We start from the raw sequence: 12,823 nt of genomic DNA, 5'->3' as shown, positions 1-12,823 counted from the left end.
ATCCATGGCAGAGAATTACGATGTCATCGTTCTGGGTTCGGGGCCCGGCGGCTATGTCGCGGCGATCCGCAGCGCCCAACTGGGCCTCAAGACCGCCATCGTCGAGCGGGAGAATCTGGGCGGCATCTGCCTCAACTGGGGCTGCATCCCGACCAAGGCGCTGCTGCGCTCGGCCGAAATCTTCCACTATATGCAGCATGCGAAGGACTATGGCCTCGCGGCGGAGAAGATCAGCGCCGACCTCGAAGCCGTGGTGAAACGCTCGCGCGGCGTCGCGAAGCAGCTCAATCAGGGCGTCACCCACCTGATGAAGAAAAACAAGATCGCCGTCCATATGGGCGACGGGAAGCTGGTCGCGAAAGGCAGGCTCACCGTTACCAAGGACGGGAAGAGTGAGGAACTGACGGCGAAGAACATCATCGTCGCCACCGGCGCGCGCGCGCGCGACCTGCCCTTTGCCAAGACGGACGGCAAGCGCGTCTGGACTTACCGCCACGCCATGACGCCGCCGGAAATGCCGGGCAAGTTGCTGGTGATCGGCTCCGGCGCGATCGGCATCGAGTTTGCCAGCTTCTATAACGACATGGGCGCGGATGTAACCGTGGTCGAGATGATGGACCGCATCGTGCCGGTAGAGGATGCCGACGTTTCCGCCTTCCTCGAAAAGGCACTGACCAAGCAGGGCATGAAGATCATGACCGGCGCGGGCGTCGAAAAGCTGGACGTGAGCGCGAACGGCGTCAAGGCCGCGATCAAGGGCAAGGACGGCAAGGTCGTTAGCGGGGACTACAGCCATGTCATCGTCGCCATCGGCATCCTCCCCAACACCGAGAATATCGGGCTGGAGGAACTCGGCGTGAAGACGGACCGCGGCCATATCGTGACCGACGCCAACTGCCGGACCAGTGTGGACGGCATCTGGGCCATAGGGGACGTGACCGCGCCGCCATGGCTGGCGCACAAGGCGAGCCATGAGGGCGTGATCGCCGCCGAAGCCATAGCGGGCAAGCATCCTCATGCCATGGACGTTCGCAACATTCCGGGATGCACCTATTGCCATCCGCAGATCGCCTCGGTCGGCCTGACCGAAGCCAAGGCGAAGGAAGCGGGCTATGCGGTGAAGGTCGGCAATTTCCCCTTCATCGGCAATGGCAAGGCGATCGCGCTGGGCGAAGCGGAAGGCTTTGTGAAGACCGTGTTCGATGCGGAGACCGGCGAATTGCTGGGCGCGCATATGGTCGGCGCGGAGGTGACCGAGATGATCCAGGGCTATACCGTCGGCAAGACGCTGGAGACGACCGAGGCGGAACTCATGGAAACGGTGTTCCCGCATCCGACCATCTCCGAAGCGATGCATGAAAGCGTGCTCGCCGCTTATGGGCGCGCGCTTCATATCTGAACGCGGGGCGTGGGCAAGAGGCGCGGGGGTTTTGGCTCTCGCGCTGCTCTGTGTCCTGGCGATCGCGCTGCTTCAACGTCAGGGGTTGCTGGATTTTCTCAACGAAGGATTGATGCGTCGGGCGGGGGAGTGGCGACATGACCCCGTGGGCCGCCATTTGACGGCCGGGATGCAGGCGGCTTCGGTCATCGGAGGCACGACGGCGCGCCTGATCCTGCTGGCGGCGGCGGCCGTCCTGCTTTGGCGCAAAGCCCGCGGCCGCGCCTTGTGGCTGGCGCTGACGGTTGCGGGGGGAGCGTTGCTGAACGCCCTGCTGAAGCAGATATTCACCGCGCCGCGTCCAGACCTGCTGCCGCATCTGGATATCGTGCACAGCTACAGCTTTCCGAGCGGCCATGCGGCGGGCAATATGATATTCTTCGGCGCGCTGGCGCTGCTGGCGGGGCGCTGGCCCATTTATGCCATCGCCGCGCTGGTCATCATGTGGATTGGGGGCAGTCGCGTCTGGCTCGGCGTCCATTGGCCCAGCGACGTGATCGCGGGATGGATCGAAGGCGTGGGCTGGCTTGCCTTTTGCGCTTGCTGGATACCGGGCACCGATCGCTCAGCCTGAAAGAATGGGCCGGGTTAGGTGGTTTGCAGACGGTCTGCTTCCCATTACCGTTCGTCCTGAGGTACCGGAGAGCCTGTCGAAGTGGCGTATCGAAGGGCAGTGGCGCGCGACCTTTCGATGCGGGTCTTCGACTTCGCTCAGCCCCACCTCTGGGCGAACGGAGGTTCTGTGTTGGGTGGATCTGCGCCTTTGCCCGGAAACAGATTAATCCGCTTCCTCTTCCGCTTTCCTCAAGGGCGGGTGCAACCGCAATCGGGTCACGCGCCGTCCATCGCTTGCAAGGACTTCCAGTTTCCAGCCGCTTTGGGGGTGTTCCAGAATTTCGCCGGGTTCCGGGACATGGCCTGCCAGTACGAAGGCCAGTCCGCCCAGCGTGTCGACATCCTCTTCCACGTCGCCGAGCTTCTCGTCGATTTCCTCCGCCACGTCATCCAGTTCCGCGCGGGCATCGGCCTCCCACAGTCCGTCCTCCAACGGCACCAGCATCGCTTCGGGGGCGTCGTCATGCTCGTCCTCGACCTCGCCGACGATTTCCTCGACCAGATCCTCGAAGGTCAACAGACCCTCCGTCCCCGAATATTCGTCCAGCACGATGGCGAGGTGCGTCCGTTTCGCCCGCATTTCCGCAAGCAGATCGAGCGCGCCCATGCTTTCCGGAACATAGAGCGGCTGCCGGATCAATGGCTCCAGCGTATCGGGCACCGGCGTCTTGCCCGCCATGATCGCGAAGGCATCGCGGATGTGGATCATGCCGACGATGGTGTCCAAAGTCTCCCGATAGACGGGAATCCGGCTATGTCCCGCTTCCGCGAAGAGCGCGGCGAGGTCGGCGAAACTCGCCTTTTCCTCGATCGCAATGATGTCCGCGCGCGGCACGGCGACGTCATCGACCGTATGTTCGGAAAAATGAAGGAGATTGCGGACCATCTGCCGCTCGATCGCCGACAGGTCGCCCTTGGCGGGGGATGGCGCGCCATCCCCTTCTTCCTCGTCATATTCGTCGAGCGCTTCCTCCAGTTCGCGTCGGAGGCTGTGCCCTTCATCCTCTCCGAAGAGCAGCGCCTTCAGGCCGCTCCATAAACCGCCTTCGCCGCTACTACTGTCCGGTTCCTTGGAGCCATTGCCATTGCCGTCCTTCGGGCTGCCTTCAGCCATGATCTTCCCTAATCCCCTGTTTCGCGATCCCCATAGGGATCAGGCAGGCCGAGATTGGCAAGCGCGCGGATTTCCAGCGCTTCCATGGCCTCGGCTTCGGCATCGACCATATGGTCATATCCCAGCAAATGAAAAGTCCCGTGCACGATCAAATGCGCGGCATGATCGGCGATGGAAATGCCTTTCTCATGGGCTTCGCGGGCACAGACCCCTTCGGCCAGCACGATGTCGCCCAGCAGAACCTCGCCGTCGTCGGTATTGGCGGTGCCTTGCAGCAGGTCCGATTGCACCATGGGAAAGGACAGGACGTTGGTCGGCTTGTCCTTGTCCCGATAGTCGCGGTTCAACCGATGCACTTCCTCGTCAGAGGTCAGTTTGACGGCGATTTCATAGGTGACGGGACTTTCCATGAACGAGGCATAGAGGCTGTGCGTGATGGCGGAGGTCACCGCCCGTTCAGCCAGTCCTTCCCAGTCTATGCCCGGCCAGCCATCTTCAAGCAATATGGCAATATCAAGCATCAGGGCCCTCATAAGCCTGGACAATCCGCCCGACGACGGGGTGGCGGACCACGTCGCCGACATTGAACGGGACGACCGCTATGCCCTCTACGCCTTCCAGCCGCGCGACGGCGTCGGCAAGGCCGGAAATGCCCGGCTGCGGCAGGTCGACCTGCCGCGGATCGCCGCAGATCACCATGCGGCTGTTCTCGCCGAAGCGGGTGAGGAACATCTTCATCTGGGCGACGGTGGTGTTCTGCGCTTCGTCCAGCACGATGAAGGCGTTGGAGAGCGTCCGCCCGCGCATGAAGGCCAGTGGCGCGATCTCGATCTCGCCGCTCGCGATGCGCCGTTCCACCTGCTCGGCGGGTAGCGTGTCATAAAGCGCGTCATAGATCGGGCGGAGATAGGGATCGACCTTCTCCTTCATGTCGCCGGGCAGGAAGCCCAGCCGCTCGCCCGCTTCCACGGCGGGGCGGGAGAGGATGAGGCGGTCCACCGAACCGGAGATGAGCTGGCTCACCGCCTGCGCGACAGCAAGGTAGGTCTTGCCCGTGCCCGCCGGCCCCAGCGCGAAGATGATGTCGTTCCGCGTCAGCGCCTCCATATAGGTGACCTGCGTGGCGGAGCGCGGCACGATGGTCTTCTTGCGCGTGCGGATCATCATCTTGGGCGGTTCGGCGACGTCATGGCGGATGATGCCGTCCAGCGTCGGTTCGGCGGACATGGCGATGACGGCATCCACGGCGCCGCTGTCGATCTCCTGCCCCGCGGCTATGCGGTTGTAGAGCCCGGTCAGCACGTCGCGGGCGCGGGCGGCGGCTTCGGCGTCGCCCTCGATCTGGAGCTTGTTGCCGCGCGCGGCGATGTAGACGCCCAGCCGGTTTTCGATGGCGACCAGATTCTGGTCATATTGCCCGAACAGCGCACCCAGAAGATGCGGGCGTTCGAAGGTGACCTCCAGCCGTGCGCGGTCGCCCGCTTCGGCGCGTTGATGCGGTTTCTTGCCCATGTCAGCAGCCTCCCTCGCTCGTCTTCCATCCCGGTCTCACGGCTCGTGGGTGAAGGGAAGGGTTCCCCGCCGATGCGGGACAGACGAGGCTTTGGTTCAAGCGGCTTTCCTCCTGCTGGGTTCGCCGGCCAGACTATTGGGGCCGGCGCTGACAATGTCGACTTCCACCATGTCGCCGATGGTAAGGTCCGGCGCTGTGACGTGAACGGACTGGAGCCAGGGCGTCTTGCCGATGAGCTGGCCGGGATGACGGCCCTTGCGTTCCAGAAGGATGTCCGTGCGACGGCCCACCGTGGCGGCGTTGAACGCGACCTGATGCCGGTTGAGGAGCGCCTGGAGGCGTGCCAGCCGCTCGTCCATCACCTCGGCGGGAACCTGGCCGTCCATATCGGCGGCAGGCGTGCCCGGCCGGGGGCTGTATTTGAAGGAATAGCATTGTGCGTAACGCACTTGCTCGACGATCTTCAGAGTGTCTTCGAACTCCGCATCCGTCTCTCCGGGAAAACCGACAATGAAATCGCCCGACAATGCGATGTCGGGCCGCGCGTCCCGCACCCGCTCGATGATCCGCAAATAGCTTTCCGCGCTATGGCTGCGGTTCATGGCCTTCAAGATGCGGTCATTGCCCGCCTGCACCGGCAGATGGAGGAAGGGCATCAGTTTTTCCACCTCGCCATGGGCGGCGATCAGGCCGTCGCTCATGTCGTTGGGATGGCTGGTGGTGTAGCGGATGCGCTTGAGGTCCGAAATCCTGGCCAGTTCGCGGACGAGGCCGTCCATGCCCTGCATCCGGCCCTTGTCGTCCTCGCCGGTCCAGGCGTTGACGTTCTGGCCCAGCAGCGTGATTTCCCGCGCGCCGCCATCGACCAGCGCCTTTGCTTCGTCGAGGATCGCCGACCAGCTTCGGCTGACTTCCGCGCCGCGCGTATAGGGCACGACGCAATAGGTGCAGAATTTGTCGCAGCCTTCCATGATGGTGAGGAAGGCGGTGGGACGCGCCTGCTTCGTGCGGGCGGGCAGGGCGCCGAATTTCGAAGCGAGCGGCATGTCGGTGTCTACCGCCTCCTCGCCGCGTCCGGCCTTGTCGATCAGGTCGGGCAGGCGGTGATAGGCTTGTGGGCCGACGACGATGTCGACGCTCTTCGCGCGGCGGCTGATCTCTGCGCCCTCGGCCTGCGCGACGCAGCCCGCGACGGCGATCATCGGACGCGAGCCGTCCTCGCGGCGCAGGCGGCCGATGTCGGAATAGACCTTGTCCACCGCCTTTTCGCGGATGTGGCAGGTGTTGAGGATGACCAGGTCCGCCTCCACGCCGTCCGCCGCGGGGGTCATGCCGCGCTCGCCCAGCATCTCGGCCATGCGCTCGCCATCATAGACGTTCATCTGGCAGCCGAAGGATTTGACGTGGAAAGTGGCCGGGGACTTGCTGGCGGGTTTTGGGGGCGTGTCGTTACGATTCATGCGATCCAGCTATACAGTGCCATCGCGCGGAGCGGAAGGCGGCAGGTGAGCCGTCATGCTCGCGGCGATATGGTCGCGCGCGATGGCCGCGATGGCCTTGCGGTCGCCGTAGCCCGACGGGTCGAAAGGCTCCAGGAAGCGCAGCGTCACGACCAGCCGCCCCCGGCGCTCCAGCAGCCGCTTCACGTTGCTGCCCGCCGGTTCGTCGCCATGCCAGGCGATGTCGGGCGCCGCCGGGCCATAGTCGATATGCACCGGCTGGATCATCACATTGCGGGGCGGGGGCAGCAACACCGCCAGCAGCGTGGGTTTGAAGGTCAGGAGGGCGCGGCCATCGCCGGTCGTTCCTTCGGGGAACAGCGCCACCGGCTGATGCCCCGCCATCGCCGTCCGCAGCGCGTCGATCTGGGTGTTCAGCCCGCCGCGCCTTTCGCGGGAGACGAACAGCGTGTTGTTCTGCGCCGCCAGCCAGCCGAACACCGGCCAGCGGGCGATGCCGTCATGCGCGACGAAGGCGGTGCCGGTCGCGCCGCCCAGCGCCAATATGTCGACCCAGCTCACATGGTTGGCGATCAGGAACAGGTCGCTGGACACGGGCTTTCCCGTCACCTCGACCCGCGCGCCTACGGATCGCGCGGCCAGCGCCAGGAAACGGCGCGGCCAAGGCGACGGCCGGCGCAAGAGGCGCCAGAGCAAATGGGGAATGAGGCAAAGGAAGAGGCTGGCCGTCAGAGCGCAAAGGCGCAGGAAACGGCGTATCCGGCCCAAGTGTCAGTTCTTGCGGTCTATCGCCACGCCGTAAAGTTCCATGCGGTGATCGACCAGGCGGAAGCCCAGCTTCTCGGCAATCTGTTTCTGGAGCTGTTCCAGTTCCGGGTCGACGAACTCGATCACATTGCCCGTCTCCACGTCGATCAGATGGTCGTGGTGGGATTCGGGCGCCGCTTCATAACGGGCGCGGCCGTCGCCGAAATCATGCCGGTCCAGAATGCCGGCTTCCTCGAACAGGCGGACGGTGCGGTAGACGGTGGCGATGGAAATGCCCGAATCGATCGCAGCGGCGCGCCGGTGCAGTTCCTCGACATCGGGATGGTCTGTCGCATCGCTGAGAACCTGGGCGATCACCCGGCGCTGTTCGGTGATGCGAAGGCCCTTTTCATGGCAAAGGGCCTCTACGTCGATCTTGCGGTTCATATATGTTCGCCGGTTGAATGGACAGGAAGGTCGGAGCCTAACGCCTTTTGGCGTCAGGTAAAAGGGGGCGCGGACCGCACCCCCTCTTCAGTCTGGATAGCGGGATGCGATCATTTCCCGCGCGTGCGGCGGCGCTTCGTGCCCAGGCCGATCTTCTTCGCCAGCGTACGGCGCTGTTCGGCATAGTTGGGCGCCACCATGGGATAATCGGCGGGGAGGCTCCATTTGGCGCGATAGTCTTCGGGTGTCATCTGATAATGGGTCATCAGATGGCGCTTGAGCATCTTGAGCTTCTTCCCGTCCTCCAGGCAGATGATATAATCCGGCTTGATGGAAGAACGCACCGAAACGGCAGGTTCCGGCTTGGCTTCGGGGGCAGGAGCGGGAGCCGACAAACCGGTCAGCGCGGCGTGCACGTTCTGAATAAGCGAAGCGACGTCCGACACGGATACGCTGTTATTGGAAACATGCGCCGCGACGATATCCGACGTCAAAGTAATCAATAGCTCATTCTGGGCGGATTCATTTTCCATTTTCGTAATTCCTGCAAAGGCTTTCATGAGATGCAACCCGCCCCGCCGGATATCCATGGTTGAGCGGCGGCTGTCCGCTATCCTTTTCTACCTAATCTGGCAAGGGGGCAGGTCACATCATCATATCCAGCCGCAAGCTTAATGCATCATGAAGTTGACCGTCATTGCCGCGATAATAAGCGGGACGGCGATGAACATATTCGAAACCGAATTTCTCGTACAGTTTGATTGCGCTGTTATTGGCGCGCACTTCCAGGTTCATGGACGTGATTCCCCTACGGCGCGCGGTGGAAAGGCTGCCCGCGAGCAGCGCGTTGCCGATGCCCCGGCCCCTCCAGACAGGATCGACGGCCAGCAGCAGCAATTCGCATTCGTCCAGCACCGAGCGGACCAGCGCGAAGCCCAGCGGCGTGGCGTCCAGCCGGGCGACGGTAAGCCAGGTTCCGGGCATCAGCATGACGCCCGACATCTGCGGCAGCGTCCACGCCTCGCCATAGGCGGGATCGAAAGCGCGGGCCATGATCTCCATCGCATCGGCCAGCGCGTTGCGTTCCCCATCCTCATAGGTGTCGAGGACGATGTCGGGCATCATGGCGTCGCGTCCCCCAGCATGGGCGCGCCTCCGGCCATCGGGCGGGCATCGGCCTCGCGACCATAGATGGGGGTAGGGGGCAGCGGCGGCAGCGCGGCGATCAGGGGATAATCGGCCGCATCGGGATAAAGGGTGACGGCCGTGCCCGATCCCTTCGCCGTCACCAGCGCATCCGCGCCGGGGCCGTAAAACATGGTAGCGCTCGCCTCTTCCGCCAGCACGGCGATGGGCGTGGAGGCAGCCGGCGTGAGAGGCGTGAGGCCATCGCTCGCAAAACTCTGCCAGAAAAGTTCGCCATGCCCGCCGGTCAGCGTGACGGTGAGCGGGCCTTCTTCATGCGTCTGCGCGGCCTTGGCGGCGATAAGCGTCAGGGCATCGAAGCCATGGACCGGGATATGCCACGCCAACCCGAGAGCCTTGGCCGCCGCGATCCCGATCCGGACGCCGGTGAAGCTGCCCGGTCCTACGTCCACGGCGATGGTATCGGCGCGGCCTCCATCGGGCAGGGCGGCGATCACCGGCAATAATGCCTCGGCATGGCCGCGTCCCACGATTTCGTGGAAACGCCCCACGACGACCCCGTCATCCAGCAGCGCGACGGACAGCGCCTGTGTCGCGGTGTCGATGACAAGCAGTCGCAAGCAAAATTCCCCTTGGGCGGCTACCGGTCATCGGCGTCGCCGGATTCGCCAGATGCCGCGATATTCGCGTCGGCGCAATGGCTCAGACGGCGCGCACTTCCGTCACCTCGGGCACATAATGCTTCAAAAGCTGCTCGATGCCGTTCTTGAGCGTGGCGGTCGAGGACGGACAGCCCGAGCAGGCGCCATGCATCCGCAGATAGACGGTGCCCTTGTCGAAACCGCGATACACGATGTCGCCGCCGTCATTGGCGACCGCGGGACGCACCCGCGTATCGATCAATTCACGGATCTGGGCGACGATTTCCGCGTCTTCGGGATCGTCGGAAAAATCCTCCTCTTGCGCGGGGACGGTGATGTCCGCCGCGCTGCCGGGCGCGAAAAGCGGCATGTTCGCCGAAAAATGATCGAGCAGGATGGAAAGGACTTCCGGCTTCGCATCGCTCCATTCCGCGCCGGGCGCGATGGTGACGGAAATGAAATCGCTCCCGAAGAAGACCCCCGTCACATCGCCCAGCCCGAACAATGCTTCGGCCAGCGGAGAGGCTTCGGCCTCTTCGGGGCTCGCGAAATCGCGCGTGCCGTTCCCCATGACCGCACGGCCGGGGAGGAATTTGACGGTTGCCGGATTGGGCGTCGCTTCGGTCTCGATCAACATGCCCGCTATGTGGCGTCGGAATGGCGGAAGATCAAGCGCCGGCGGAACTTCCGGATAGGGGGGACATTGATGGCAGGAGACCAGCAAAGGAGAAGGCCCCATGAGCACGGAAACCGAAATCCGGGACCGTTTCTGGAAGGAATTGTCGCATAGTCCTTTCGTGATGGTGTCGTTGCAAGGGACGCAGGACCATGCGATGCCGATGACCGCGCAACTGGACGCCAACGCCAACCACTGTTTCTGGTTCTATTCCAGCAAGGGCAACCGACTGGCCACCGGCGGCCCGGCCATGGCCCAGTTCGTGTCGAAGGATCATGACCTGTTCGCCTGCATCGACGGTACGCTGATGCCGGAAACCGACCCGGCGATCATCGACCGTTACTGGTCGCACGATGTCGCCGCCTGGTATCCGGGCGGGCGGGACGATCCCAACCTGCTGATGTTGCGGTTCGACCTCGGCACGGCGGAAATCTGGCGCGCCGACAGCGCGGCGACGGGCTTTTTCCACAAATTGTTCGGCGGCGATGCGCGCAAGGGAATGCAGGAAAAACACGCTGAAGTTTCCCTCTGACGGGCCATGGCGATGGCGGCAGTCCCCGTAATTTCCGAGGGCTGCTTGCTTTTTCCGGTTATTTGCGCCATATGCGCCCCGGCTGACGGACCGATGGTTCCGATGGCTGGCAGCGTGAATGTCTTCGTGCGTGCATATGAAGCACGAAGATGAGGCCAGATCAGCTTCGTGTCTTTTCTTGAGGCTTCCCTTGTCACGCGGGTCGTTTCGCCACCCGCCCCGTGCCCGCATTCTGCGCAGGCGCGGGCTTTGATTATGGAAGTCATCCCATGCAATTCACCGACCTTGGCCTTGCCGAACCGATTCTGAAGGCGCTGGCCGCCAAAAATTATGCGACCCCGACGCCGATCCAGCAAAAGGCGATCCCCGTCCTGCTGGAAGGGCGCGACCTGTGCGGCATCGCGCAGACCGGCACGGGCAAGACGGCGGCCTTCGCGCTGCCCAGCCTCGATCATTTCGCCCGCCATCCGAAGCAGACGCCGCTCAACGGCTGCCGGATGCTGGTGCTGTCGCCCACCCGCGAGCTGGCCGCGCAGATCGCGCAGAGCTTCCGCGATTATGGCCGTTTCCTGAAACTTTCGGTGGAAGTCGTCTTCGGCGGCGTTCCCATCAACCGCCAGATCAAGGCGCTGAGCCGGGGCGTCGACATCGTGGTCGCGACGCCGGGCCGCCTGCTCGACCTGCTCGACCAGCGCGCCTTCACCATCAAGGATACGGAAATCTTCGTCCTCGACGAAGCGGATCAGATGATGGACATGGGTTTCATCCACCCGCTGCGCCGCATCGCCAAGCTGTTGCCCGCGGAACGGCAGAACCTCTTCTTCTCCGCCACCATGCCCAGGGAGATCGAGGCGCTGGCCGCCCAGTTCCTGCATGATCCGGTGAAGGTCAGCGTCGCGCCGCAATCCACCACGGCAGAGCGGGTTCGCCAGCAGGCCACCTTCGTCAACCAGGCGGAAAAGCAGGCGCTACTGACGCTGACGATCCGGAACGAACCGATCGATCGCGCTCTCATCTTCACCCGCACCAAGCATGGCGCGGATCGTGTCGTGCGCTTTCTGGAAGGCGCGGGGATCGAGGCCGTCGCCATCCATGGCAACAAGAGCCAGGCCCAGCGCACGACCGCGCTTCAGGCTTTCCGTCATGGCCATGTGAAGCTGTTGGTCGCGACCGACATCGCCGCGCGCGGCATCGACGTGTCCGGCGTCAGCCATGTCATCAATTTCGAGATGCCCAATGTGCCGGAACAATATGTGCACCGTATCGGCCGCACGGCCCGCGCGGGGGCGGAAGGTGTCGCGATCAGCTTCGTGGCGGATGACGAGCGGCCCTATCTCAAGGCGATCGAGCGGACCACGAAGGTGAAACTGGACGTGGCGCCGCTGCCGGACAATTTCATGGAAGCGGTCCGCAACCTTCCCAAGCCCGCGCCCCAGCGCAAGGGCAAGCCGCAGACGCCCGTCCAGCAGGTGAAACGCGCCGAAGGCCAGCGCCGCTATCAGGACCAGCAGAAGCAGCAGCGCGGTACCCCGGATCGCGCCCATCGGCCCGATGGCGACGCGCCCGCGAAAAAGCCTTTCCGCCGTCGCCGTAGCGGCGTGGGCGCACACAAGGGCGCGGTGCAGCGGACCGGCGGGCGTTAAGAAGTCCGCAAAGCTGCAATCTTGCTTGCGACGGCTTACCGGCCAGGAGCGGACACTCCTTCATCCGTTCGGGCTGAGTGAAGTCGAAGGGCCCTTCACTGAGCGGAGCGAAGTAGCCTCCCTACGGTCGGCCTTGCCTTTCGACTTCGCTCAGGGCGAACGGAATGAGGAAAGCAAACCGTCCGCTAACCACCCATCAACGTCATCCGGCACCAGCGCTCGCATTCCCCATAGGAAAAAGGGCGCGGCCGATATGGCCGCGCCCCCGTGGATGCGTATCGGATGCCGATCAGGCGGCGTCGCGATCCTTGCCGATTTCCACGAGCTGACCGCCGTTGATGGCGATCTTCTTGGGCTTCATGGCTTCGGGGATTTCGCGGACCAGTTCGATGATGAGCAGGCCGTCCGCCAGGTCCGCTTTTTCGACCCGCACGAAATCGGCGAGTTCGAAGCGGCGCTCGAAGCTGCGGTTGGCGATGCCGACATGGACGAACTTGGCGCGGTCGGTCGCCTGCGTTTCCTCCTTGCGGCCGGACACCTGAAGCAGGTTCTGCTGCGCGGTGATCTCCAGCTCGTCGGAGCGGAAGCCCGCGACGGCCAGCGTCACGCGATAGCGGTCTTCCGAAAGGCGTTCGATATTGAAGGGCGGATAATTGTCGCCCTGCTGCAACCGGGCATTGTTTTCGATGAGGTCGAACAGACGATCGAAGCCGACGGTCGAGCGGCGATAGGGGGTAAGGTCGAAACCACGCATTGTCATCATCTCCAAAGAGCAAAATGAACATGCCGGACCCGGAACATGGCATCCGGCGATACATTGCCCGGCCCCTGATGGCGGCCGGACAGCAGCG

Annotated in this window: 15 protein-coding genes; 4 read left to right on the top strand and 11 right to left on the bottom strand. The window is 63.6% G+C overall.

The genetic code is table 11. The annotated features are described in order from the left end of the window. Window positions 1-4: 4 nt before the first annotated feature. Window positions 5-1,399 carry a dihydrolipoyl dehydrogenase gene (gene lpdA, locus SCLO_RS04490; RefSeq protein ID WP_066514075.1) on the top strand — a complete coding sequence of 465 codons (1,395 nt, stop codon included), beginning with the start codon at window positions 5-7 and terminating at the stop codon, window positions 1,397-1,399. Continuing rightward, the gene (locus SCLO_RS04485; protein ID WP_066514074.1) at window positions 1,377-2,012 is read left to right on the top strand and encodes a phosphatase PAP2 family protein; all 636 of its coding nucleotides are present in this window, start codon (window positions 1,377-1,379) and stop codon (window positions 2,010-2,012) included. Before lpdA ends, SCLO_RS04485 begins: the two co-directional genes overlap by 23 nt. Window positions 2,013-2,216: 204 nt before the next feature. Here the strand turns inward: SCLO_RS04485 and SCLO_RS04480 are convergent, their stop codons facing one another. From SCLO_RS04480 to SCLO_RS04435, 10 genes are all read right to left on the bottom strand, one after another. Next, window positions 2,217-3,167 (bottom strand): hemolysin family protein, encoded by a 951-nt coding sequence (locus SCLO_RS04480; protein ID WP_066514070.1) that lies wholly within the window; start codon window positions 3,165-3,167, stop codon window positions 2,217-2,219. Window positions 3,168-3,175: 8 nt separating this feature from the next. Next, the gene (ybeY, locus tag SCLO_RS04475; protein WP_066514068.1) at window positions 3,176-3,688 is read right to left on the bottom strand and encodes an rRNA maturation RNase YbeY; all 513 of its coding nucleotides are present in this window, start codon (window positions 3,686-3,688) and stop codon (window positions 3,176-3,178) included. Next, on the bottom strand, window positions 3,681-4,679 hold the full coding sequence (locus SCLO_RS04470) for a PhoH family protein (RefSeq protein ID WP_066514067.1): 999 nt from the start codon (window positions 4,677-4,679) through the stop codon (window positions 3,681-3,683). The genes ybeY and SCLO_RS04470 overlap by 8 nt, the downstream gene beginning before the upstream one ends. A 96-nt stretch (window positions 4,680-4,775) precedes the next feature. Further along, window positions 4,776-6,140, bottom strand: a complete 1,365-nt coding sequence (gene miaB / locus SCLO_RS04465; protein WP_066514063.1) for a tRNA (N6-isopentenyl adenosine(37)-C2)-methylthiotransferase MiaB — start codon at window positions 6,138-6,140, stop codon at window positions 4,776-4,778. Window positions 6,141-6,149: 9 nt separating this feature from the next. Next, entirely contained in the window at window positions 6,150-6,845 is a 696-nt protein-coding gene (locus tag SCLO_RS04460) for a lysophospholipid acyltransferase family protein (RefSeq protein WP_407695325.1), read from the bottom strand. A 66-nt stretch (window positions 6,846-6,911) separates the two neighbouring features. Beyond that, window positions 6,912-7,334, bottom strand: a complete 423-nt coding sequence (locus tag SCLO_RS04455) for a Fur family transcriptional regulator (protein ID WP_066514060.1) — start codon at window positions 7,332-7,334, stop codon at window positions 6,912-6,914. Window positions 7,335-7,444: 110 nt separating this feature from the next. Further along, the gene (locus SCLO_RS04450) at window positions 7,445-7,867 is read right to left on the bottom strand and encodes a MucR family transcriptional regulator (protein WP_066514057.1); all 423 of its coding nucleotides are present in this window, start codon (window positions 7,865-7,867) and stop codon (window positions 7,445-7,447) included. Between the two features lie 112 nt (window positions 7,868-7,979). Next, entirely contained in the window at window positions 7,980-8,459 is a 480-nt protein-coding gene (gene rimI / locus SCLO_RS04445) for a ribosomal protein S18-alanine N-acetyltransferase (protein WP_066514055.1), read from the bottom strand. Continuing rightward, window positions 8,456-9,100 (bottom strand): tRNA (adenosine(37)-N6)-threonylcarbamoyltransferase complex dimerization subunit type 1 TsaB, encoded by a 645-nt coding sequence (tsaB, locus tag SCLO_RS04440; RefSeq protein ID WP_066514053.1) that lies wholly within the window; start codon window positions 9,098-9,100, stop codon window positions 8,456-8,458. Before tsaB ends, rimI begins: the two co-directional genes overlap by 4 nt. Window positions 9,101-9,182: 82 nt before the next feature. Further along, entirely contained in the window at window positions 9,183-9,758 is a 576-nt protein-coding gene (locus tag SCLO_RS04435) for a NifU family protein (protein ID WP_066514052.1), read from the bottom strand. A gap of 100 nt (window positions 9,759-9,858) precedes the next feature. Here SCLO_RS04435 and SCLO_RS04430 point away from each other — a divergent pair, with 100 nt between their 5' ends. Both SCLO_RS04430 and SCLO_RS04425 read left to right on the top strand, forming a co-directional pair. Beyond that, window positions 9,859-10,329 carry a pyridoxamine 5'-phosphate oxidase family protein gene (locus SCLO_RS04430; RefSeq protein ID WP_066514050.1) on the top strand — a complete coding sequence of 157 codons (471 nt, stop codon included), beginning with the start codon at window positions 9,859-9,861 and terminating at the stop codon, window positions 10,327-10,329. 269 nt (window positions 10,330-10,598) lie between these two features. After that, window positions 10,599-11,972 (top strand): DEAD/DEAH box helicase, encoded by a 1,374-nt coding sequence (locus SCLO_RS04425; RefSeq protein ID WP_066514049.1) that lies wholly within the window; start codon window positions 10,599-10,601, stop codon window positions 11,970-11,972. A 289-nt stretch (window positions 11,973-12,261) separates the two neighbouring features. Here SCLO_RS04425 and SCLO_RS04420 read toward each other — a convergent pair whose 3' ends face one another. Then, complete coding sequence (locus tag SCLO_RS04420; RefSeq protein ID WP_066514048.1) at window positions 12,262-12,726, bottom strand: Hsp20 family protein; 465 nt, start codon at window positions 12,724-12,726, stop codon at window positions 12,262-12,264. Window positions 12,727-12,823 lie beyond the last annotated feature (97 nt).

The sequence above is a fragment of the Sphingobium cloacae genome, from assembly GCF_002355855.1.
In the GTDB taxonomy this organism is placed as follows: Bacteria; Pseudomonadota; Alphaproteobacteria; order Sphingomonadales; family Sphingomonadaceae; genus Sphingobium; species Sphingobium cloacae.
This window is presented reverse-complemented; position numbering and strand designations above follow the sequence as displayed.

Bases quoted from the DNA above. Each gene is read 5' to 3' on its own strand.
- lpdA (WP_066514075.1), top strand. From the start codon at position 5: ATGGCAGAGAATTACGATGTCATCGTTCTGGGTTCGGGGCCCGGCGGC.
- SCLO_RS04485 (WP_066514074.1), top strand. From the start codon at position 1,377: ATGGGCGCGCGCTTCATATCTGAACGCGGGGCGTGGGCAAGAGGCGCG.
- SCLO_RS04480 (WP_066514070.1), bottom strand. From the start codon at position 3,167: ATGGCTGAAGGCAGCCCGAAGGACGGCAATGGCAATGGCTCCAAGGAA.
- ybeY (WP_066514068.1), bottom strand. From the start codon at position 3,688: ATGCTTGATATTGCCATATTGCTTGAAGATGGCTGGCCGGGCATAGAC.
- SCLO_RS04470 (WP_066514067.1), bottom strand. From the start codon at position 4,679: ATGGGCAAGAAACCGCATCAACGCGCCGAAGCGGGCGACCGCGCACGG.
- miaB (WP_066514063.1), bottom strand. From the start codon at position 6,140: ATGAATCGTAACGACACGCCCCCAAAACCCGCCAGCAAGTCCCCGGCC.
- SCLO_RS04455 (WP_066514060.1), bottom strand. From the start codon at position 7,334: ATGAACCGCAAGATCGACGTAGAGGCCCTTTGCCATGAAAAGGGCCTT.
- SCLO_RS04450 (WP_066514057.1), bottom strand. From the start codon at position 7,867: ATGGAAAATGAATCCGCCCAGAATGAGCTATTGATTACTTTGACGTCG.
- rimI (WP_066514055.1), bottom strand. From the start codon at position 8,459: ATGATGCCCGACATCGTCCTCGACACCTATGAGGATGGGGAACGCAAC.
- SCLO_RS04435 (WP_066514052.1), bottom strand. From the start codon at position 9,758: ATGTTGATCGAGACCGAAGCGACGCCCAATCCGGCAACCGTCAAATTC.
- SCLO_RS04430 (WP_066514050.1), top strand. From the start codon at position 9,859: ATGAGCACGGAAACCGAAATCCGGGACCGTTTCTGGAAGGAATTGTCG.
- SCLO_RS04425 (WP_066514049.1), top strand. From the start codon at position 10,599: ATGCAATTCACCGACCTTGGCCTTGCCGAACCGATTCTGAAGGCGCTG.
- SCLO_RS04420 (WP_066514048.1), bottom strand. From the start codon at position 12,726: ATGCGTGGTTTCGACCTTACCCCCTATCGCCGCTCGACCGTCGGCTTC.